General features: G+C 71.5%; 15 protein-coding genes and 2 pseudogenes. 10 read left to right on the top strand and 7 right to left on the bottom strand.

Annotation, left to right across the window (positions count from 1 at the left end):
• Positions 1-103: 103 nt before the first annotated feature.
• Positions 104-973, bottom strand: coding sequence for a geranyl diphosphate 2-C-methyltransferase (locus tag P3T27_RS24560; RefSeq protein WP_280682005.1), 870 nt, complete (start codon positions 971-973; stop codon positions 104-106).
• 70 nt (positions 974-1,043) lie between these two features.
• Positions 1,044-2,207, bottom strand: a pseudogene (locus P3T27_RS24555) (family 2 encapsulin nanocompartment cargo protein terpene cyclase); the annotation flags it as partial.
• A gap of 603 nt (positions 2,208-2,810) precedes the next feature.
• Between P3T27_RS24555 and P3T27_RS24550 the strand changes: the two are divergent.
• From P3T27_RS24550 to P3T27_RS24540, 3 genes are all read left to right on the top strand, one after another.
• Entirely contained in the window at positions 2,811-4,085 is a 1,275-nt protein-coding gene (locus P3T27_RS24550) for a transposase (protein ID WP_280682003.1), read from the top strand.
• Entirely contained in the window at positions 4,061-4,756 is a 696-nt protein-coding gene (locus tag P3T27_RS24545; RefSeq protein ID WP_280682001.1) for a cytochrome P450, read from the top strand. The genes P3T27_RS24550 and P3T27_RS24545 overlap by 25 nt, the downstream gene beginning before the upstream one ends.
• 440 nt (positions 4,757-5,196) lie before the next feature.
• Complete coding sequence (locus P3T27_RS24540; RefSeq protein ID WP_280681999.1) at positions 5,197-6,489, top strand: cytochrome P450; 1,293 nt, start codon at positions 5,197-5,199, stop codon at positions 6,487-6,489.
• A gap of 96 nt (positions 6,490-6,585) precedes the next feature.
• Here the strand turns inward: P3T27_RS24540 and P3T27_RS24535 are convergent, their stop codons facing one another.
• Entirely contained in the window at positions 6,586-7,149 is a 564-nt protein-coding gene (locus tag P3T27_RS24535) for a GNAT family protein (protein WP_280681996.1), read from the bottom strand.
• Positions 7,150-7,493: 344 nt separating this feature from the next.
• Here P3T27_RS24535 and P3T27_RS24530 point away from each other — a divergent pair.
• The 6 genes and pseudogenes from P3T27_RS24530 to P3T27_RS24505 all read left to right on the top strand — a co-directional run.
• A pseudogene (locus P3T27_RS24530) lies at positions 7,494-7,759 on the top strand (IS30 family transposase); the annotation flags it as partial.
• Between the two features lie 600 nt (positions 7,760-8,359).
• Positions 8,360-9,439: a helix-turn-helix transcriptional regulator gene (locus P3T27_RS24525; RefSeq protein ID WP_280681994.1), complete on the top strand. Its 1,080-nt coding sequence runs from the start codon at positions 8,360-8,362 to the stop codon at positions 9,437-9,439.
• Between the two features lie 178 nt (positions 9,440-9,617).
• The gene (locus P3T27_RS24520; protein WP_280681992.1) at positions 9,618-9,782 is read left to right on the top strand and encodes a hypothetical protein; all 165 of its coding nucleotides are present in this window, start codon (positions 9,618-9,620) and stop codon (positions 9,780-9,782) included.
• 256 nt (positions 9,783-10,038) lie between these two features.
• Positions 10,039-10,743, top strand: coding sequence for a hypothetical protein (locus P3T27_RS24515; protein WP_280681990.1), 705 nt, complete (start codon positions 10,039-10,041; stop codon positions 10,741-10,743).
• Between the two features lie 352 nt (positions 10,744-11,095).
• Positions 11,096-11,947, top strand: coding sequence for a cytochrome P450 (locus P3T27_RS24510; RefSeq protein ID WP_280681988.1), 852 nt, complete (start codon positions 11,096-11,098; stop codon positions 11,945-11,947).
• Between the two features lie 204 nt (positions 11,948-12,151).
• Positions 12,152-13,399: a hypothetical protein gene (locus P3T27_RS24505; protein WP_280681986.1), complete on the top strand. Its 1,248-nt coding sequence runs from the start codon at positions 12,152-12,154 to the stop codon at positions 13,397-13,399.
• Between the two features lie 68 nt (positions 13,400-13,467).
• Here the strand turns inward: P3T27_RS24505 and P3T27_RS24500 are convergent, their stop codons facing one another.
• From P3T27_RS24500 to P3T27_RS24485, 4 genes are all read right to left on the bottom strand, one after another.
• Entirely contained in the window at positions 13,468-13,893 is a 426-nt protein-coding gene (locus P3T27_RS24500; protein WP_280681984.1) for a nuclear transport factor 2 family protein, read from the bottom strand.
• A gap of 39 nt (positions 13,894-13,932) precedes the next feature.
• Entirely contained in the window at positions 13,933-17,340 is a 3,408-nt protein-coding gene (gene car, locus P3T27_RS24495; protein ID WP_280681982.1) for a carboxylic acid reductase, read from the bottom strand.
• 103 nt (positions 17,341-17,443) lie between these two features.
• Complete coding sequence (locus tag P3T27_RS24490; RefSeq protein WP_280681979.1) at positions 17,444-18,640, bottom strand: cytochrome P450; 1,197 nt, start codon at positions 18,638-18,640, stop codon at positions 17,444-17,446.
• A gap of 49 nt (positions 18,641-18,689) precedes the next feature.
• Positions 18,690-19,514, bottom strand: a complete 825-nt coding sequence (locus P3T27_RS24485) for an oxidoreductase (protein ID WP_280681977.1) — start codon at positions 19,512-19,514, stop codon at positions 18,690-18,692.
• 303 nt (positions 19,515-19,817) lie between these two features.
• Between P3T27_RS24485 and P3T27_RS24480 the strand changes: the two genes are divergently transcribed.
• Entirely contained in the window at positions 19,818-20,906 is a 1,089-nt protein-coding gene (locus P3T27_RS24480) for an NADH:flavin oxidoreductase (protein WP_280681975.1), read from the top strand.
• The last annotated feature ends 117 nt before the right edge of the window (positions 20,907-21,023 follow it).

Here is a 21,023-nt window from a genome sequence, read left to right as displayed (position 1 = left end):
CGGCGCCACCCGCCTCGCCTTCACCCGCCATGACCGGGCGGTGGCCTCCCCGCGTCCGCGGAGAGGCCACCGTCGCACCCGGGCCGAACGCCCGCGGCGGCCGTCAGACCCGGTCGGCCGCGATCAGGACGTACTGGAACGAGCCGTCCCGGTACGAGTTGATGAACGCCTCCTCGATGCCGGTGACCAGCGACGAGGTGGCGCGCAGCTCCCAGTAGGGCAGGGTGGCGGGCGTCAGGTCGATGACGGCCTGCGGCACCAGGCGGTTGTCGGCCATCGCCCGCAGGTACTCCCGACGGGAGTGGATGTTGCACTCGAAGTGCGCGTTGATCTGCGAGACCCACTTCGACGGCTGCCCGTACGCGGGGTTCCAGCAGCCGGTGACGGTCACGTACCGGCCGCCGACGGCGAGGATCCGGGCGTGCTCGGCGAACAGGTCGTGCAGGTCGACGTACATGCTCGACTCGTTGTTCCACGAGCCCGCCACCTGGCCGGTCTCGAACGGCATGTCGAGCATGTTGCAGACCTGCGAGCGGACGAAGTCGCCGATACCCAGCTCGTGGGCCCGGTCGTTGCCGAACTCGGCCTGCTTGGCGGAGAGGGTGACGCCCTGGACCCGGCAGCCGAAGCGCTGGTGGGCCATGACCATCGAGCCGCCACGGCCGCAGCCGGCGTCCACCAGGGTGGCGTCGGCCGGGATCGGGCCCAGGTGGTCGAAGAGCAGCTCGGCCTGCGCGGACTCCAGGCGGTGCAGCTCGGTGATCACCTTCTTCTCGCGCTCGCTGTCGGACGGGTCGCCGATGGCGGCCTGGTCGACGTCACCGATGCCGTAGTGGTGGTGGTAGAGGCCGTCTACGTCGCCGAGACGCAGGTTGACCGGACGGGCCTCGTGGTCCCAGTAGCGTGCGATGTCGCCCTGGTAGGGAGTCGCCGGGCCGGGGATGGCGGCGGTGATGTCGTCGGTCAGGGACATGGGTCAGCTCCTTGCAGGTGGTCGGCAGAGGTGGTGGTCGGCAGAGGTGGTGGTCACCGGAGAACGGTGGTTACCAGAAGTCGGGCAGGGTGTAGCGGAAGGAATTGGTCTGGTGCCAGAAGTGGTTGCCGTCGAGCCACGCGGACACGCCGCGCAGGAACCGGACGAGCGTCGGGACGGGACAGGCCGCCGCCAGCGCGGCCGCCTCGGCCTCGAAGGCGTGCATCAGGTCGTTGTGGACCTCGACCGCCTTCAGGTACCCGTCCCGGCGCGAGCAGTCCTCGCGTTCGGAGATCACCACGGGCAGGTTCAGGTGCAGTCCGGGGGTGGACAGCTCCTTGGTGTACGAGTACAGGTCGTTGACGATGGTGGTGGCGTTGCCGGCCAGTGCGATCACCCGCTGCACGGCGGGCAGCGCGTGCAGTTCGGCGGGCAGCTCGTAGCCGCCGACGGTGTCCGTGATCGTCGGGCAGGGGCGGAAGTTGTTGAACTGGCGCATCGCCAGGTACTCCCACACCTGCGGGACGTGCTCCGTCTCGGCCCAGGACGCCTCGGCGAGGTAGCCGAGGTGCAGCCGGGCCATGTCGTGCCGGAACCGGTCCGACTGGGAGGGCGTGGACGCGCGGGTGAAGTACTCCATCGCGGAGCGGTACGCCCGCCGGGGGGCGTCCTCGTCCAGCGAGGCCTCCCAGGGCGTCTGGTACTCCGCCGTGGTGTGCAGCGCGTCGAGCGCGGTGTGCGCCAGCAGCAGGCGCCCGCCGAGGCCGACCGGCGAGCCGCCGTGATCCTCGCAGTAGCAGTCGTCGACCGCGTTCTCGGCCACCATGAGCCGGGCGGCGAGCATCAGGTGGTCGACGCTGGGCGCGTCGGGGTGGCAGGCCACCATGTAGCGGCCGGTCGAGAAGCCGTCGAACTGGTCCTCCCAGTCCGGCGGGTACAGCTCGACCTCGTCCAGCGCCCAGGCCTTGATCTTGAGGCTGAGCTCCTCCACCCGTACGGGGTCGGGCTCGGCCACCGGGTGGTGGTAGAGGCCCGGAATGGGGTCGCCGGGCTTCGGCTTGGCACCGCTCGGCGTAGGAGTACCGGACGAAGGGCTGCCGAACGAAGGAGTGCCGGACGACGGGAGGTTCGGCACGGGAGCACTGGGCGCAGCGTCACCCGCACCGGGCGCCGACGCACCCGGCGCCGGGTAGAGGCCCGCGGTGCCCAATCCGCTCGGTCCGCGCAGGACCCGCTCCATCGCCGTGGAGTTCATGACCCCACCGCCACGGCGACGGCGCGCTCCGGGGGTGTCTCCGGTCTGGTGCACAGGGGCATGGAGCCTCCTCTGATGAAATCGCACGATATGACTGGATGTCAGGTCGCCCATGGGGAAGGCGATCTTCGAAACACGCCCCCGTCTCGCTCGGTCCCCAACGGTAGGTGTGAAGGCAGGCCCGGAAACGCTCCGGACGATCTTCTACACCCGATCAGGTGAACGTGCGTGCTTATCGCGGTTGAACCACGCCCTCCTCATGCATAGACCCGCCCGGCCCGCCACAGGCGGGGTGATCTTCCCCGACCCACCGGCGGGAACTCCCGGGTGTAAGGGGGGAGAACACTGGACCCGACCCCGTGATGGAGCGGGGCCAGGAAGGACGGAGCAGCACAGGGAGACCCAGGGCCGCAGCCGCACCGCGCTCGTCGAGGACCTCATGCAGCGCTTCCCCGAGGTGCCCCGGGAAGCCGTGATCAAGGAGGACCTGCTGCGCGGCGGCATGGCCTTCGACGAGTCCGCCCTCAGCGGCGGCTCCGGCACCGACGGGGGCGATCCGCCGGGTCATCCGCGAGGTCCCCCATGCCGAGCGGACCGCTGCCCTGGTGCACCGCCCACGACTACACCGACCCCGGCAAACCGAAGATCGCCTGGAACGACGAGCGGGCCCGCGCCGACCTGGTCGACGTCCTGGTCCGTGATGCGCTGAACCTGCTGGGTCGACTACCCGAGCAGGAACTGGGGGAAGCCGCGGCGAACGCAGTCGGCCTGCTGGCACTGGTCGCGGGCCAGGATGTGGAACCCGCCGACGACAGCGACAGCCGTGACGGGCGCTGGCAGATCGCCCGGCGCACCGTTTACGACCGCACGGTCTCCACGGTCGACCCCGAAGCGCGCCACATCCACAAGAACCGGACCCGCCACCAGGAGGGCTACCGCGCGCATGTGGCCTTCGAGCCCGAGACCGGGCTGTTCACCGATGTCGCGCTGACCGCCGGCAGCGGCGCCGGCAACCACGAGGCCACAGTCGCCCGCGACCTCCTCGCGGAGGAGGAGCTACCGGTCACCGTGCTCGGCGACTCCGCCTACGGCACCGGCGACCGGCGCGAACACCTCCAGGCCCAGTGCCACGACCCGGTCCTGAAGTCGCCGCCGCCCAAGCCGGCTGTCCCTGGCGGGTTCACCGCCGACGACTTCACCGTCGACACCGAGCAGGGCCAGGTCACCTGCCCCACCGGACACACCGTCCCGCTCGGCCGGACCCAGGCGAACGGCGCACGCCAGGCCCAGTTCAAGAAACTCTGCGCCACTTGCCCGCTCAAGGACCGCTGCACCCGCTCCAAGACCGGACGCAACTTCGCCGTCCACGCCAGGTACGACCTGCTCAAAGCCGCCCGCGACCAGGCCGCCACCAGCCAGGACTGGCAGGCCGAGTACCGCCGCTGGCGGCCACCGGTGGAACGCGCCATCGCCTGGCTCGTCGCCAAAGGCAACCGTCGTGTCCCCTACCGCGGCGTCATCGAGAACGACACCTGGCTCCACCACCGCGCCGCCGCCCTCAACCTCCGCCGCCTGCTCAACCTCAGCCCCCGACCCCTCGCCCCCCCGGCCCGGCTACGCCACCGAGTTCGCCGACACCTACGACCGCTGGTTCGCGAAACCCGGCGTGAGCCCGGCGACCGTCGACGCCCTCGCCGCCCTCGCCAGCGCCGGACCCGTCCTCGAACTCGGCATCGGGACGGGCCGGTTGGCGCTGCCGCTGCGGGCCGCCCGACCACTCCCGGCTGCGCCGACTGGTCGCGCCCGCGCTCAACGCCCGCCGGGCGGAGGCGATGCGCCACGCCATCGCCCTCCTGACGCACGACCTGCTGACCGCACTGGCCCCGCGCCCGCGCCCCGCCGACCTCGTCGCGCACTTCACCCGGCCGCTCCCCCTGACCGTCATCTGCGACCTGCTGGGGACACCCCGCGTGGACGGCGACCGACTCGACGCCTGGGACGACGCGATGCGCAGCGTCACCGCCATGACGGACGCCGAGGTGATGGCGGCCGTGGACGAGATGACCGGCTACCTCGCCGGCCTGGTCCACTTGCTGCTGGAGCAGCCCGAGCGCTACGAACTCCTATGCCGCGAGCCCGCGTTGATCCCCGGTGCGGTCGAGGAGCTCCTGCGGTACGCGCAGGCCACCGTGGGCGCCAACCTCCGGGTCAGCACCGAGGACGTGGTGCTGGGCGGCGTGACGGTCCGGGAGGGCGAGGCGGTGATCGCACTGACCTCCTCGGCCAATCACGACGAGCGCGTCCACCACCGGCCCGACCTGCTCGACCTCACCCGGGACACCCCGTCACACCTGTCCTTCAGGCACGGCGCCCACTTCTGCGTCGGCGCGCAACTCGCCCGCGTCCAGCTCCAGGAAGCCCTGTCCGGCCTCGTCACCCACCTCCCGACCCTCCACCCGGCCGGTGCACCCGACTGGAAACGCGGCCAGATCACCCGGGCTCCCCGCACCCTGCCCGTCGGCTGGTGACCCCCGCAGGGCCCGCAGGGGACCGGTGGTGTGCTGCCGGCGCCCGACGAGGCTGACCTGCAGACCGAGTTCGACTTCGAACTGCCCTGCGGGCACGTGGATGCCGAGGGCGTCGTTCACCGCGAGGGTCGTATGCGGCTGCGAGCACGCGCCTTATTTCCAGGCCGCGGCTGATGTTCTAAAATATGACATATGCGGTGTTTACAGTACTTGGTGCTGAACACGGGCGAGAGGAGTGCACCATGATCGCCAAGCTGCTCCGAAAGCTGTCTTTCACGCGCAACTACGGTGCGTACGGGGCCCACGACTGGGGTACGTCCGCCGACAAGCTGTGACCGCACTGCCGGCGGGTGCTCCCGGGCACCCGCCGGCTCCTGGCCATGCTGCCGGCGATATCGGCCTGGACGGGTACGAGCGCCAGGGGCGATCTCATGGGCCGAATGAATGAGCCGCCGCGGTTGCCCGAAGGCAGCTTCGCGGCCTGGAGCCGCGACCGGCTGGCACTGGCGCGCCGTGGCGCTGACGAATGCGGCGACGTCTGGCAGCTGGAGCCGGGTGCCTACGTAGTCGCTACGGCTGGCCCGTGCGAAGAAGTCCTGCACCGCGCGCAGGACTTCCCCAAGCCGCCCTCGCCCCTCTTCCCACCGTTGAAGCGGGCCAACAGCGCGCCGACGCCCGAGGAGCATTCGCACGCCCGCGCCGCCCGCATGCGCGGACTACGCCCGCAGGCGGTTGCGGCCCGGATCGGTGAGATCGCGCCCGGCACCGCTCGATTCGCCGACCAGTGGCCCACGGGCCGGGACGTCGAGATTCTGCCCGTCGTCCGGCCCGTCCTGGCAGAGGTCGGCGTGCGCTACCTCTTCTCCGAGGACGCTCCCGCTCTGCTGCCCTTCGCCTGGCAGCTCTTCGTGGCCCGGGAGCTGCTCGTACGCCCCTCGCGCTGGGTATGGCCGCGCTGGGTCCCCACGTCGGCACGGCGCTTCCGCACACGGCAGCAAGTCGCCTTCACCAACGCGTTGCGGCCGATCGTCCGCCGACGCCGTTCATCGGGCCGGCTCGGTGACGACGCGCTGGGACACATGCTCCGGCCCTCCCCCCGCTACGGCCTACTGCCGGAAGAGGCCGTCCTCGACACCCTCCCCGGAATCACCGTCGCCACCTTCGAGACACCTTCCAGGGCAGCCGGATGGATCCTGCTCCACCTGGCCCGGTACCCCCGGGCAGCGGACCGCATCGCGGCCGAAGCCTCCTCGCTGCCCACGGACCCGGCCGCGACGACCAGCACCCACCTCGACAGCCTGCAATACACCCAGGCACTGGTTCGCGAGGTGCTCCGACTGCACCCCCCGAGCTGGCTGCTGACCCGGCGCGCCACGCAACAGACTCGGCTCGCCGGCTACACCATCGACGCCGGGTCCACCGTTCTCGTCTGCCCCTACACCGCCCACCGCGACGCACGGGAACACTCCGAGCCGGACCGGTTCCGGCCCGAGCGCTGGCTCGATGATTCGGGCTCACCGGCGAAACCGGGGGTCTTCCTCGCCTTCGGTACCGGGCCGCACGGCTGCGAGGGAGCCGCTCTGGCCATGGCCATGCTCACCCTCCTGACCGCGCAGATCGCCCGCCGCTACCACGTGAGCGAGCCGCCCGGACCGGAACCCAGCTACCAGGTCACCACCTTCGAAGGTCTCGCGACCGCCGGCCTGCGCCTGCGTGCCACCGTGCGCGACTGAGGGCAGTCCCGCTTTCGGTGACAGGTCGCCTCCACCCGCGAGCAGCGAACGTTGATCAGGTCCGCGTGCCGTTCCACACGTGATCGTATGACCGGCTCACGGTTCGCTCATCGCGTGTCGCCGGTCGAACTCGTCGACGAGCATGCCCATCATGACAAGGTCGTGGTGCCGGCCGGCGGAGAAGACGTGTTTCCGCAGGCGCCCCTCCTCGGTGAAGCCGAGCCGACGAAAGAGTGCCAGCGATGCCCCGTTGTCGGCCAAGACCGCCGCCAGGCATTTGTGATAGCGCCGCTCGGCGAACATGAAGCGCAGCAGCAGCACCACGGCTTCCGCCGCATAGCCCTTGCGTCGGTGCTCAGCGCCGATCGTGACATCGAACTCGAACCAGCCCGATGGACGGCCGGTGCGATGTGAGCCGACCGTGCCGACCAGCTCTCCCGTGGCCGTCGCTTCGACTGCCAACCGGAAACGGTCGTCATCGCACTCGGCAACGGCTTGCCCCTGCGCCCAGGCACGATAGCTCTCGGCGGACCGCGGCAGGTCCAGCCGGGTCCGGCCCTGCCCGTAACCGTCAGCGTCAGCGAAGCGCGCGAACGCCGTCCAATCGTCGGGTTCGATAGCGCGCAGGCGCACCCGTTTGCCGGACCAGGACGATGCCATGCCCTAGTTGATCACTCTCAGTGCACGCGAGGGCGAGAGGCGCGCCGAGGCAGGTGTCGCCTGCAGTGCTCTGTCTCACCACTGATCGTCGTTGATCACAACAGCGAGTCTCGCGATCACGGAAGGGCCGCGGGCGTGGGTCCGACTCGTCCGGCTGGGATTTTGCCCTGAACGCGGGCGCCCTGGGCCACCCGCAACCTGATCAGCTCGTCGGTTTGCTCCTGAGATGAGGCTCATTCCCGGCCGTCGTCGTCCTCGTCCAGGTCAGGGCCTTCCGGGTCGCGAAGCGGGTGGAGGCAGTGACGTTGTAGCGGCCGAGCATCGCCCTCTCCGAACCGCTTCCTCAGGGCAGCGAGATGGCACGGCACGGCGAGTTCACCCTCGCCACCGACGTCCCGGTCTACTTCTGCGACCCGGCCAGCCCCTGGCAGCGCGGCTCGAACGAGAACACGAACGGCCTGCTGCGGCAGTACTTCCCCAAGGGCACCGACCTGTCGCTCCACCCCCGGAGCACCTGGCCGCCGTCGCCGACCAGCTCAACCGCCGTCCACGCAAGACGCTCGGCTGGGAAACCCCAGCCGAGCGTCTGGCTGAACTCCTCGCGGCCTGATCAAACCGACCACGTGTTGCGACGACCGCTGGAGACCGCCCACCGGTGGTGCGCGGCCCTTCGTCATGCCTGGCCGACGGGGAGCGGGCGCCGGCCGAGGGAGCGGGGTCAGCCGATGACGTGGTGGCAGAGGTAGGAGACGGCGAGCACCGCCAGGACTTCCCTCGCGATCGCTCGGCGTGACTCAACGGTGGCAATCCGCGCACGCCGCAGGGGCGTGCCGACCGCATTCGGCGCGGTCGGCATGCCCCTTCCCGGGTGGTTGCCGGGCTGGTGGACGGCCGGTTGACCGTCCACCGGGGCCATCAACCACTGGTGGACGTCGCCGGCCAGAGCCCTGGTTGACGGGTCAACCAGGGCGAAGTGGGGTCAGGCGACCTGGTCGAGGGAGGGTGGCCCGGCCGGCCCCGGACGGGCCGTCTTCTCGGTCAGCTCCTTCATGGACTCCCTCCCGGCCTGAGGCGTTTCCGCGCCTCCCCGGTCTCATCCTGACGGGACGTCAGGATGAGACCGGGGAGGCGCCGGACCGTCCCGAGGAGGAGTCGCACCCCGCCGATCGGCCCATGGGTGGGAGTACGAACCGCGTGTTAGCTTCCCGCCATGGGACTTCGTGGGGGTCGTGGGGTGGCGGCGCGGTCGGCGATCGAGGGGATGCGGGAGCTCGCGGGGGCGGGGCTGACGACGCCGGAGGTGTTCCGGCGGGCTGACGAACTGCTGCGTCCGGTACTGGAGTTCGACGCGGTGTGCTGGCACACGGCGGACCCGGCGACCGGACTGGTGAACTCGGTGCAGAGCGAGGATCTCAGCCTGACCGCGTTCGAGCAGGCCGTACGGCTGGAGGTGTGGGCGGACGATCTGGCGACCTTTCCGAAGATCCGGCGCAGCGGGGTGCAGGCCGAGACGCTGAGCCGGGCGACCAAGGGGCGGCTCCAGGAGAGCGTGCGGTACCGGGAGCAGGTCGCGCCGGCCGGATTCGGGGACGAACTGCGCGCGGTGTTCGACGCGGCGGGCGGGATGTGGGGGTGCGCGGCGTTCCTGCGGGTCCCGGACCGCGGCCCGTACCTGGGGCGCCAGCGTGAACTCGCCGACGCCGCCGCCCGGCACCTGGGCAACGCGCTGCGGGCGTGCCACGTACCGGCCGGGGCGCCGGACGCGGTGGATCCGGGGCCGGCAGTGCTGGTGCTCGACCGGCACAACCGGCTGCAGGCGCTGTCCGGACCGGCCGAGGAGCTGCTCGTCCGGCTGGCCGACCCCACCCCCACCTCGCTCACCGTCCCGACCAGCGTGGCGATGGCCGCCGAGCACGCCCGCCGGGCGGCGCACGGGCTGACCGTGCCGCAGACGCCGGTGCGGGTCCGGACCCGGGACGACCGCTGGTACCTGCTGCACGGTTCCACGCTGCGCGGCGGCGGGGCGGCGGACACGGTGACGGTGGTGGCCTCGCCCGCCTCGCCGGCCGAGCTGATGCCGCTCCACCTGGCCGCGTACGGGCTGACCGCCCGCGAGCAGGAGGTGGCGCTGCTGCTGGTGCGCGGCAGCGACACCCGGGACGTGTCCCGGGTGCTCGCGATGACGCCGTACACGGTGCAGGACCACCTGAAGTCGGTGTTCGGCAAGACCGGGGTGGGCAGCCGGCAGGAGCTGATCGCGCGGATCATGCTCGGCGGGGGGCGCTGCTGATCCGGGGCTACGGCCGGTCCGGCGCCCCGGACCGGCCGGGGCTGACCAGCCGGACACGACGGGGCCCGGGCACGACGGGGTCCGGGTCCCGGGCCGCCCCCGCGCCGTAAAAATACCCATAGGGGTATATTGGCAGGACCGGCGCCCCATCCGGGGGTGCGACGTGAGGAGTAGCGCGATGTGTCGACGAACCACTTGCCGGACCTGCGGCAAGGCGAGCTATGCGGGGTGCGGCATGCACGTCGACCAGGTGCTCGCCGGGGTGCCCGAGTCCGGACGCTGCGCCTGCGACCGGACGAAGGGCCGGGGCGGTTTCCTGGCGCGGCTGTTCGGTCGCCGCTGACGGGCACCGCCGACGGACGCCCGTCGCCGGACGAGGAGCACCGCATCAGCGACACCACGCTGCGCCGCCTCCAACGCGACCTCGACCTCGAACAGGAAGGTCTCGGCCGTCCATGACGAGCCATGACGAACCGTGACGGGTCCGTTCCTCCGGCCGGCCCCGGGCCGGTCGGAACAGCGGCCCCGGTCTTCCACGCCGCCAGGCCTCCGGTCACACTGTCGCGAGCAGTACGACGAACCACCGAACGGGGGCCACCATGGCAAAGGGCCGGAAGAAGCAGAAGAGACCGCTGAGCGACGCGGCCGCCGCCCAACGGCCGAAGACCGCCCAGCGGAAGCGGCCCCGGAAGGACAAACCGCTGTCGCCCCGGACCATCCGCCGGACGGCGGCCCTGGTCGCGGTGCTCGCCCCGGTGACGATCGTCGGGCTGATGGTGCTCGCCGTCGACCCGGACCACACCGCCCTCTTCACGATCCTCGCCGTACTGGCGCTCATCGCCTCGCTGGGCGCACTGATGGCGGTGCGTGCCCGCGGCTGGGTGCTCTGGCCCGGCGTCCTGCTGGGCGTCCTGCTCCTCGCCGTCCCCACGGCCACCACCCGGGCGGAGGTCCTCGCCCACCGCGGGGAGCGGACCGAGGCGGTCATCACCTGGGCCCACGGCAGCAAGGACAAGGGCGGCAGGACGCACTGGACCTGCGGCATCCGCCGCACGGACGGAAAGCCGCTCCCGCACGCCGAGTACCAGGGCTCGGGCTGTTACGGATCGTCCGACATCGGCACCACCACCACCGTCCTCGTCGACCCCGAGGGCTGGGCCCCGCCCGCCTCCGGGGACCTCGACTTCGCCTTCCTCTCCGGCGGCGTCTACGCCGTGGCCGGCCTCAGCCTGCTCTGGGCCCTGCTCGCCGCAGCCGCCGCCCGCCGCACCCTCCGGGAGTCACCGGCCGCTTCGCGGGCGTGACGGTGACCCGCCCCGGATCGACGCCGTCGGCAACCGCGTCTTCCTCGGCCCGACGCCGGACGGCGCCTACCCCGAGGACCTGCTGGACAACTTCGCATGGGCCCACGGCTACGACAGGCGCTTCGGCCTGATCCACGTCGGCTACCGCACCCGGACCCGCACCCCGAAGGCCAGCGCCCACGGGTACGCCCACACCGCCCGCACCGGCGAACTCCTTCCGCCCCAAGGCTTCCAGGGGACCCCCGCGTCGGCCGGGACGCCCTCCCGACGCGGGCGGGGTTGCGGCCGCATCCTTGATCCGGAGCGCTGCTCCGGTGCCTCCCGCCCGACTCGACCGAGCGAAGGAGCCCTCATGGACTGCCCGCGCCTCGTCCTCGATCCCACCGGCCGCGAACGCGACGCCGAGACCGCCGAGTTGTGCGCGCGCGGCCCGGCGACGCCCGTCGACATCCTCGGCGTCGAGGCCTGGGCCGTGGCCGACCCCGGCCTGCTGGAGCTGCTGCTGAAGGACCCCCGGGTCTCCAAGGACGGCCACCGGCACTGGCCGGACTTCCCGAAGGTGGTCCCCACCTGGCCGCTGGCCGTGTGGGTCACGGCCCGGGACACCGAGGGCGAGGGCGAGGCCGCCGCCCTGACCGAACAGGAGCTCCGCGACACCCTGTTGCTGGTGGTCTCGGCCGGCTACGAGACGACGGTGAACCTGATCGACAACGGGATCGCGCTGCTGCTCACCCACCCCGACCAGCTCGCCGAGGTCCGGGCCGGCCGGGCGCGGTGGAGCGACGTCGTCGAGGAGGCGCTGCGCCACGACGCCCCGGTGGCGCACCTGCCCCTGCGCTACGCCGTCGAGGACATCCGGCTGTCGGACGAGGTGACGATCCGCCGGGGAGAGGCCATCCTCGCCGCCTACGCGGCCGCCGGGCGACACCCCTGCCGGTACGGCGACACCGGCGACGCCTTCGACGTCACCCGGCCGGTGAAGGACCACCTCGCCTTCGGGCACGGCCCCCACTTCTGCCTGGGCGCGCCGCTGGCCCGGATGGAGGCCGAGACGGCGCTGCGCAGGCTCTTCGAACGCTTCCCGGACCTCGCGCTCGCTCCGGGTGCCGAGTTGGCCCCGGTCGCGTCGCTGATCTCCAACGGCCACCGGTCGCTTCCGGTCCTGCTCGCCGGGCTGCGGGTCGGGCTGCGAGCCGGCAACTGACGAAATCGATGGCTACCGAACCCGGCGACTGACGAAATCGGAGACCGAAGAAATCACACACCCACTTGTTGATAATGTGATCACATGTGTGAGCGCTGTGGCGCCACACGCCACAGGGGAGGGATCGGCCGGTCCGCGGCCCAGGTCCAGTCACACGGGAGACGTACCATCAACACCGTTATTCGCAAGGCCGCACGCGGCGCCATGCCCGTCGCCGTCTGCGCGTCCGTCCTCGCCGCGGGTCTGACCGCCTGCGGCACCGTCCAGCAGCTTTCGGCCGCTCAGAAGGTCTCCAAGGCCTTCGGCGCGATCGGCGACGGCACCGCCGCCGCTGCCACGATCTCCGTGGACGCCACTCCCGAGCAGATCGTCGCCTTCGGCAACGCCACCGGGGACAAGGTCGAGCAGAAGAGCGCCGAGGCCCTGTCCGGGCTGAGCGTCTCCGTCGCGATGGCCGCCGACAAGCCCCTCAAGGAACTCGACACCTTCAAGAACGCGCAAAACCAGGGTGGCTCCCAGGAGGTGACGCCGGACAAGTCGCTGCGCGTCTCCTACGTGCTCTCCGACAAGAAGGGCACCGCGCTCCTGGAGTACCGCCAGGTCGACGCCAAGGCGTTCGTGCGCGCCGACGCCAAGGGCCTGGTGAAGCTGGTCGGCGAGGACCCGGCGCAGGTGGACGCGATCGCCAAGGACCTGCCCGCCGAGCTGAACCCGGTCAAGGACGTGCTGGCCGGCAAGTGGGTCTCGCTCGACCTGCAGGAGCTCGCGGACGCGGCCAAGAAGTCCGACGGGGCCAAGTCGACCACCCCGACCGGCAAGCCCTCGCTGGACCCGGACACCGCCAAGCAGCTGACCAACTCGCTGAAGGACGTGTTCACCCGCACCGTCACCTTCGAGGACAAGGGCAAGGCGGACGGCGCCGACCACGTCCTGATGAGCGCCCCGGCCCGCGACGTGTTCGACGGGGTGCTGAACGCCGTCAAGCCGCTGTCCGCGAAGTTCCCGGAGCAGTTCGGGAAGCTCCCCGCCAAGGTCCCGGCCGACGTGCCCGACCGCAAGATCGGCGTCGACGTGTACCTGAAGGGCGGCAAGTTCTCCTCGGCCACCTTCGACCTCGCGCAGCTCTCGTCGAAGGCCGGCCCGGGCACCGCGTTCCCGGTGAAGCTCGCGTTCAGCCAGTCCGCCCCGACCGTCCAGGCACCGACCGACGCCACCAAGCTCACCGGGGAGGACATCCAGAACGCGGTGCTCTCCCTCGCGAGCGCCGGGGCCGGCGCCGGGAAGGGCGGGTTCGGGACCTCCGGCAAGCCGCAGGCCGGCCCCGGCAAGCCGCTGACCGACGCGCAGCTCACGGAGCTCACCGGTCTCGGCATGCCCAAGGAGCAGATCCTGATGTTCAACCAGCTCGGCATGGGCTACGAGGACATCAAGGGCCTCGCCCAGGAGGGCTGAGCTCGCCACGACCGCCGGGGCGTGGGAAGTCGGCGGAACCGACTTCCACGCCCCGGCGGTCGTTCGGGCTACCGGGCGGCGGAGTCGCCGTCGCCTGACGCCGTGCTCGCCGGACTCGCACCCTCCGGACTCGTACTCTCCGGCACGGTGTAGACGTACTCCTCGATCCGGTCGATCAGCTCACCCTCGAACCGGAAGTACACGACGGTCTGGACCTCATGGCGGGAACCGTCGGTCAGCACCAGGTGGATGACCTGCTGCTGGAGCACCTCGTCCGACTTCCGGAACTGGCGGATGACGTCGTACCGCAAGGAATCGAGCGTCGCGGCGAAGGACTTGAAGTGCTCCAGCCGCTCGCCGATCGGCTGCTCCCCCTGCCCGTCGTTCTGCCACACCGTGGCCTTGGCGGTGCACAGCGCCCGGAAGCCCGCGAAGTCGCTCACCTCCAGGCGCCGCAGACCCGCCAGGACCGTCTCGTCGATGCTCTGCGCCATGTCGAACTCCCGTTTCTTCCGCGTCGGATGGGTCAGGGGCTAACGAAGGAGCAGCCCGAGGTGGCGCAGGTCGGTGACGTACTTGCCGATCAGGGCCGCCGACAGGTGCGGGATGTCCTGGTCCGGGCCGACCTTCGCGGCCCGCACGGCGGCGTGGAACCGCGCGGCGGGAACCGCCGAACCGGGGACGCCCTCCTCGGGCTGCGCGAAGGCGGGCAGCAGGGGCAGCAACGAGTCCTGGCGCTGCTTCTCCGGCAGGGCGCGGAGCGCGGTCGTGATGCGGGCGAGCCAGTCGTCGTAGTCGTCGATCCGCCGGATCGGGTGGCCGGCCTCGATGAGCCAGTCGACGAAGGTGTCCAGCGAGACGCCGTCGTCGTGCGGGTTCAGCGCGTTGAAGGTCCGGTAGCCCCCGGTGGCCTGCGCGCCCAGCGTGGCGACGGCCTCGGCGGTGAAGTCGACCGGCAGGCCGTCGTAGTGCGCGCGCTTGCCGTTGCGGTAGAACGAGCCCGGCGCGATGCCGGTGGCGAGCAGGCTGAGCAGTAGCCGGGTGAAGACGTCGGGCACGTTCAGCTGCCCCCGGTACCGGCTGTGCGCGAGGATCATGTCCGACCGGAGGGTGACGACCGGCAGCCCGCACAGGTCGTGCGCCTCCCGGAGCAGGACCTCGCCCGCCCACTTGCTGGTCGCGTACCCGTTGGCGTAGCCCTGGTCGAGCCGCCGCACCGGGCTGCTGCGGCGGATGTCGGCGTCCTCGTCGAGGACTGCGGGCGCGGATCCGGCGAGCACCGCGACCGTGGACACGTAGGTGACGGGCTTGATCCGCGAGGTGAGCGCCAGGCGGATCAGTTCGGCCGTGCCGACGACGTTGGGTCCGAACAGCTCGCGGTAGGGCAGCACGTGGTTGACCAGGGCGGCCGGGTGGACGATCAGGTCCACGGTGTCGGCCAGCCGCTGCCAGGTGTCCTCGTCCAGGCCCAACCGCGGCTCGCCGATGTCGCCCGCGAGGACGTCCAGGCTCCCCTCGGCCAAGTCCCGGTAGCGCCCGAGCAGTTCGGCGTCACCGCTGTCGAAGGCCGCTTCCAGCCGCTGCGCCGCCGCGGCGGCGTCGCCGCCCCGGACGACGCAGACCAGCCGGCCGCCCGAGGACGCCAGCCGCTCCAGCCATTCCAGGCACAGGAACCGGCCGAGGTAGCCGGTGGCCCCGGTCAGCAGGACGGTGCGGACGGCGCCGTCGGGGCGGGGCAGGGTCGGGGCGGCGGCGATCGTCGAGGCGTCGAGGAAGCGATCCAGGGTCAGATCACCCGCGCGGACCTCGGAGCCGTGCTCGCCGTGGACGGAGGCGAAGGTGGGCCGTTTCGCCCCGGATCCGCGTTCCTCCTCGATGTACCGCGCCAGCCGCGCCAGGTCGTTGGCCGGGCTGATCACCACCCCGACCGGCAGCTCGATCCGGAAGATCTCCTTCATGAGCGTGGCGAAGGACAGCGCGGACAGCGAGTCCCCACCCAGCTCGGTGAAGTGGGCGTCGGCCCTCAGCTCGGTGCCGGAACAACCGAGCAGCGCCTGGGCGGCCCGGCCGACCACCTCCGCCACCGGCTGGTCCGGCCCGGCCTGCCGCAGTGCGCGCAGCTGTCGGGCCTGCCCGTCGGCGAGTTCGGTGTACAGCCGCTCCAGGGCCGTGCCGTAGCGCTCCCGGAGTCTGGGGCGCAGCAGCTTGTGGCTGTCGGCGAGCAGGCCGTTGCCGGTACTGAAGGGTTCGGTCTCGATCAGGAAGTCGCGCGGGATCTCGTAGGAGTTGAGCTCGGCCTCCTTGGCGGCCCGCTGGAGCGACTCGGCGAGCAGCGGCTTGAGCGCGGCGGTGTCCCCGCCGGCCCTGGCCAGCGCGTCCGGCGCGGGGACGATCACGGCGAGCGGGTAGGCGCGCTCGCTGTTGCCGTACACGAAGACCTGACGGATGAGGGGGCTGGCGACGAAGACGCCCTCCAGGCGGGAGACGGCCACGAACTCGCCCTGGGAGAGCTTCAGGACGTCCTTGGTGCGGTCGACGTGGACCAGCCGGTCGGGCCCGATCTCGGCCATGATGTCGCCGGTCCGGTAGTAGCCGTCCGCGTCGAAGATCTCGGCGGTGAGCTCGGGCCGCTTGTAGTACCCGGGGATGGCGGTGGTCGTCTTGAGCAGCAGCTCGCCGCGCGGGTGCGGCACGTCCGTCCGGAAGTAGCCCAGCTCCGGGGCGTCGACCAGCTTGTAGTCGAGCACCGGCGGGCGCTGCACCACCGTGTCGAGCAGCACCCCGCCGGCTTCGGTGGAGCCGTAGCCGGTGTAGAGGTGGAAGCCGAGGCAGGACTCGACGAAGGCCGCCACCTCGGCGGACAGCGGGGCGGTGCCGCAGAAGGCCTTGGCGACGCGCCCGCCGAGGAAGTTCTCCCGCAGGTCGGTCTTGACCGCCGTCTCGACGTCGCCCGGCTCGCCGGCCCGCCGGTCCAGTTCGCTCCGGTACTGCTGGAAGATCATGTCGCACACGCGCGGGACCATGGTCAGCTCCGTGGGGCGGACCAGCCCGATGTCCTCGAACAGGGTGGACAGGTCGCTCCTGGCGGTGAAGTAGCCGACACCGCCCCGGGCGAGCGAGCCCATCAGCGCCATGTGGCCGGCGAGGTGGCTCTGCGGCATGTAGTGGATGCTGATCGGGGGCACGTCCTCCGAGCCGTAGGTGAACCCGTTCCACGAGGTGCCGACCAGCCGTTGGGTGTAGATGGCCCCCTTGGGGGTGCCGGTGCTGCCGGAGGTGTAGATGATCAGGGCCAGCGGGTCGTCGCCCGGGTCGGCGGTGAACAGGGGCGCGGGTGGCAGGACGGCTCCGGCGTCGATCACGGCGGCCAGCGGTTCGACGGCCACCGGGCGGCCGGCTTCGGCCAGGCGCCTTCGGGCGGACTCGAAGGCGTCGCGCTGCTCCGCGACCTCGGGGCGGTAGTCGAACACGATCACCCGTCGGATCGTGGTTCCCCCGAGGGTGGCCTCCACGGCGGTGTCCAGGCGCTCGATGCTCGCGGCGAGGGCGAGCGGTTCGGTCTCGGCGATGAGCGGCCCCAGTTGGGACAGCGGTGCGCTGGACTGCAGCGGTACGGCCACGACGCCCGCGTGGATGCACGCGAGGTCGAGCGTGGCGTAGTCGGTGCTGGTGAACCCCAGGAGGCAGAGCCGGTCGCCCGCGCTCAGCGGGTACTGCGGGTGGTGGTGCCACTCGCCGGCGACCGCGCGCACCCGGGCCCACAACTCGCGGTAGCTGATGGTGTCGAAGCCGGGGAGCAGGCGCGCGGTCGAGGGCTCCCGGGCGCGTTCGCCGAGCGCGGGCCGGTCCCCGTAGCCCTCCATGATGGCCGCCATGACCTCGGCAAGTCCCTTGCCCGGATCACGCACGACCGCGGTGACCGGCTCCAGTGGTTCGGCCATGCTGAGCCCTCCCGTAGCGTCCGGGTGATGTCGATTGCGGACTGGACCCTGCGCCGGCGGGCGGTGGTCCCGGCCGGCGGGCGCCCCGCCACCGGCGCGAGTCTCACCAGCCGACCGGCAGGGCGTCCGCGCCGCGGATGAGGCGCTCGGTCCGCCAGGGCACCTGGTCGGCCGGCACGGCGAGGTGCAGGCCGGGCAGCCGGCGCACCAGGGTGTCCAGCACGACCCGCAGTTCCATCCTGGCCAGCTGCGCGCCGAGGCAGTGGTGCACGCCGTGCCCGAAGGCGAGGTGCGGGACGCTCCCCCGGCGGAAGTCGATCTCGTCGGGGCGGTCGAACACCTCAGGGTCCCGGTTGGCCAGGGCGAATTCGGCGACCACCGCGTCACCGGCGCGCACGGTCTGCCCGCTCAGTTCCACGTCCTCGGTGGCGATCCGGGTGAAGCCCGCGGTGGCGCTGATCGGGACGATCCGGAAGAGTTCCTCGACCGCGTCGGGTATCAGGCCGGGATCGTCGACGAGTTGCCGCCAGAGCTCGGGCCTGGTCAGCAGCGTGTAGACGAAGTTGCCGATCTGGTTGGCGGTGGCCTCCTGGCCGGCGGACAGCAGGCTGACCCCGAGGCTGACCAGTTCCTCCTCGGTGAGCCGGCTCTCCTCGTCCTCGACGGCGGCCAGTTCGCCGAGCAGGTCATCGGTGGGGGTGATCCGGCGGGCCGCGATCAGACCGGCGAGGTAGTCGTTGAGGTGCCCGCGGTCCCGCGCCGACCGCTCCGGATCGGAGAGCATCAGCAGGCCGTCCACCCAGGTGTTGAACTGTTCGCGGTCGGCGAAGGGCACGCCGAGCAGCTCGCAGATCATCGTGACCGGCAGCGGCCAGGTCAGCATCCGGGTCAGGTCGGCCGGCGCCCCTTCGGCGATCATGGTGTCGAGCAGGCCGTCCACGATTTCCTGGGCGCGCGGGCGCAGCGCTTCGACCCGGCGCACCGTGAAGGGATTGGCCACCCGGCGCCGCAGCCGGCTGTGCTCCGGCGGGTCCATGCTCAGCATGGAGGTGCGGGGCAGGCCGGCCGAGACCGTGCGGGGCACGTCCTCGCCCACGGCGGCGGCCCGGCTGAACCGGGGATCGGCCAGCACCGTCTTGGCGTCCGCATGCCGTGTGACCAGCCAGGCGTCGCCGCCGTAGGGCAGGCTCACGCGCAGGACCGGCTGTTCGGCGCAGGCCGTGGCCAGCTCGGGGTCGACGTTGAGCTGGTCAATCGGGCCGAACGGGTAGGCCCGCGGCCCGTCCCCTGTCGCGGTCATCGTGCCAGTCCTTCCAGTCGTGGCGGGCGAGTCCCGCCGTGGCGAGCGGTCACAGCGAGGCGCTCTTCCCGCCGTCGATGACGAGGTTGCTGCCGGTGATCCACGAAGCGCGTCGGGACACCAGGAAGCCGACCGCGTCGGCGATGTCCTGGGTCTGGCCGATCCGCCCGAGCGGAACTTCGTCGGCCCAGTCCTCCGATTCGCTGCCGAGATAGTCGACGATCTTGTCGCGCGCTTCGTCCGCTCCCGGTGTCATCACGTTTCCCGGAGAGAGGGCGACGACGCGGATACCGTGCGGCGCCAGTTCGACCGCGAGCCCTTTGCTGTACACCTCCAGGGCGGATTTGGCGGCGGCGTAGTGCAGGATCATCGGGTACGACGAAATGGTGGCGATCGACGACATGTGGACGATCACCCCGCCGCCGCCCGCGCGCATGGACGGCACGAGTGCGGAATTGAGCCGGACGGCGGAGAGGAAATTGATGTCGACCGTGTACTGCCAGTCGTTCTCGATCTCCAGCGCGGTCTGAAAGGCCCGGCAGCCACCCGCGTTGTTGACGATGATGTCCACCCCGCCGAGCGCGTCCAGCGCGGCGTCCGCGAACCCGCGCACACCGTCCGGCGTGCCGAGGTCCGCCGGCACGAACTTGGCGGCGGACGGAGTGTGTTCGGTGGGCCTGCGGGCGCCGGTGACGACGGTGGCGCCGGCGTCGAGGAGGTTCTGCACGATGGCGGCGCCGATGCCGCGGCTGCCGCCGGTGACCACCGCCCGCTTGCCGTCCAGCTCATGGGAAATCTGCGCGGTAAGGGGACTCTGACTCACCCTGGGTTCCGCCACCTTTCTTTCCTCGGCAATCCTGTCCGCGACACTCATCGCCAGGGGAATCAATTCACCGGTGCGACTCGAAAGGCGACGCGGAACCACCTGGACCACTATCAGTGATCACGCGGACACGGTCAAGATGATTATGTCGATGCACTGGATCGCCTTGTGCAATCCAATACCACCGGCCGGGCCGCGGCTGGACGCCGCGATCAGCAGGGCCGATAATCATGCGCTACCGGGGTGCGACCGGCCAGACCATTTCCCGCACGACCCGGAAAAGATGTGCCGGGGCGTCGGAAAAGGCGCACCCGGGATGTTTGTGCCAGTAGTGCCGACAATTCGGGAGGAACCATGGCCAGCCTGGACGAGCCGTTCGTCGTGGGTGATCTGACGGTGCCCAACCGCATCGTGATGGCCCCGATGACCAGGATGAAGTCCCCCGGCGGCGTGCCGGGCCAGGAGGTTGCGGAGTACTACGCCCGCCGGGCGGCGCACCAGGTCGGGCTGATCATCACCGAGGGCACCTACGTCGGCCGGGCCGCCGCCCGCGCGTACGACGACGTGCCGCGCTTCCACGGCGATCAGGCGCTCGCCGGGTGGGCCCACGTGGTGGAGCGGGTGCACCGGGCCGGCGGCAGGATCATTCCCCAGCTGTGGCACACCGGGGTGGTGCGCACCGGCACCGAGCCGCCCACCGAGGGCCCGTCCGGTCTCGGCCTGGACGGCGCCCCGGCCGGGCGGGCGATGACCCAGCGGGACATCGACGACACGGTGGCGGCCTTCACCGAGGCCGCCGTCACCGCCGAGCGGCTCGGGTTCGACGGCGTCGAACTGCACGGCGCGCACGGCTACCTGATCGACGACTTCCTGTGGAGCACCACCAACCGGCGCACCGACCGCTACGGCGGCGACCCGGCCTCCCGGGCCCGCTTCGGCGCCGAGATCGTGCAGGCCATCCGCGCGGCCGTCAGCCCGGGCTTCCCGGTGTTCTTCCGGTTCTCCCAGTGGAAGGTCAACCACTACGGGGCCCGCATCGCCGAGAGCCCGGAGGAGCTGGAGCAGCTGCTCACCCCGCTGGCCGACGCGGGTGTCGACGTCTTCCACGCCTCCACCCGGCGCTACTGGCTGCCCGAGTTCGAGGGCAGCGAGCTCAACCTGGCCGGCTGGACGCGCAAGCTCAGCGGCAAGGCCGTCGTGACGGTCGGCTCGGTCGGCCTGGACCGGCAGTTCGGTGAGGGCCAGTTCGCCCAGGGCTACACCGGGCAGGCCGGCGTGACCGGGATCGGCGAACTGGTGGCCCGGCTGGAGCGCGACGAGTTCGACCTCGTCGCCGTGGGCAGGACGCTGCTGGCCAACCCGGACTGGGCGGCGAAGGCGCTGCGCGGCGAGCTGGCCGGGACCGTCCCGTACGACCCGGCCGTGCTGACCACCCTGGTCTGACGCCACCGCGGCGGGTGGACCACCGCAGCCGGGCCGCGACGGTCGTCGCGGCCCGGCTGTCGTGCGAAGGCCGCCCGGATACCGGTGAGCGGCCGGCGCCCGGCCGGCCGCTCACCG

The organism is Kitasatospora sp. MAA19 (assembly GCF_029894125.1).
Lineage (GTDB): Bacteria > Actinomycetota > Actinomycetes > Streptomycetales > Streptomycetaceae > Kitasatospora.
The sequence above is the reverse complement of the archived record's forward strand: the minus strand, read 5'-3'. Positions and strand labels throughout refer to the sequence as shown.

Coding starts and splice junctions, on each gene's coding strand:
- P3T27_RS24500 (WP_280681984.1), bottom strand. CDS start 13,893: ATGGCGCAGAGCATCGACGAGACGGTCCTGGCGGGTCTGCGGCGCCTG.
- P3T27_RS24545 (WP_280682001.1), top strand. CDS start 4,061: ATGCGCCACGCCATCGCCCTCCTGACGCACGACCTGCTGACCGCACTG.
- P3T27_RS24560 (WP_280682005.1), bottom strand. CDS start 973: ATGTCCCTGACCGACGACATCACCGCCGCCATCCCCGGCCCGGCGACT.
- P3T27_RS24505 (WP_280681986.1), top strand. CDS start 12,152: ATGCCCGTCGCCGTCTGCGCGTCCGTCCTCGCCGCGGGTCTGACCGCC.
- P3T27_RS24480 (WP_280681975.1), top strand. CDS start 19,818: ATGGCCAGCCTGGACGAGCCGTTCGTCGTGGGTGATCTGACGGTGCCC.
- P3T27_RS24485 (WP_280681977.1), bottom strand. CDS start 19,514: ATGAGTGTCGCGGACAGGATTGCCGAGGAAAGAAAGGTGGCGGAACCC.
- P3T27_RS24520 (WP_280681992.1), top strand. CDS start 9,618: ATGTGTCGACGAACCACTTGCCGGACCTGCGGCAAGGCGAGCTATGCG.
- P3T27_RS24540 (WP_280681999.1), top strand. CDS start 5,197: ATGAATGAGCCGCCGCGGTTGCCCGAAGGCAGCTTCGCGGCCTGGAGC.
- P3T27_RS24525 (WP_280681994.1), top strand. CDS start 8,360: ATGGGACTTCGTGGGGGTCGTGGGGTGGCGGCGCGGTCGGCGATCGAG.
- car (WP_280681982.1), bottom strand. CDS start 17,340: ATGGCCGAACCACTGGAGCCGGTCACCGCGGTCGTGCGTGATCCGGGC.
- P3T27_RS24515 (WP_280681990.1), top strand. CDS start 10,039: ATGGCAAAGGGCCGGAAGAAGCAGAAGAGACCGCTGAGCGACGCGGCC.
- P3T27_RS24510 (WP_280681988.1), top strand. CDS start 11,096: ATGGACTGCCCGCGCCTCGTCCTCGATCCCACCGGCCGCGAACGCGAC.
- P3T27_RS24550 (WP_280682003.1), top strand. CDS start 2,811: ATGCCGAGCGGACCGCTGCCCTGGTGCACCGCCCACGACTACACCGAC.
- P3T27_RS24490 (WP_280681979.1), bottom strand. CDS start 18,640: ATGACCGCGACAGGGGACGGGCCGCGGGCCTACCCGTTCGGCCCGATT.
- P3T27_RS24535 (WP_280681996.1), bottom strand. CDS start 7,149: ATGGCATCGTCCTGGTCCGGCAAACGGGTGCGCCTGCGCGCTATCGAA.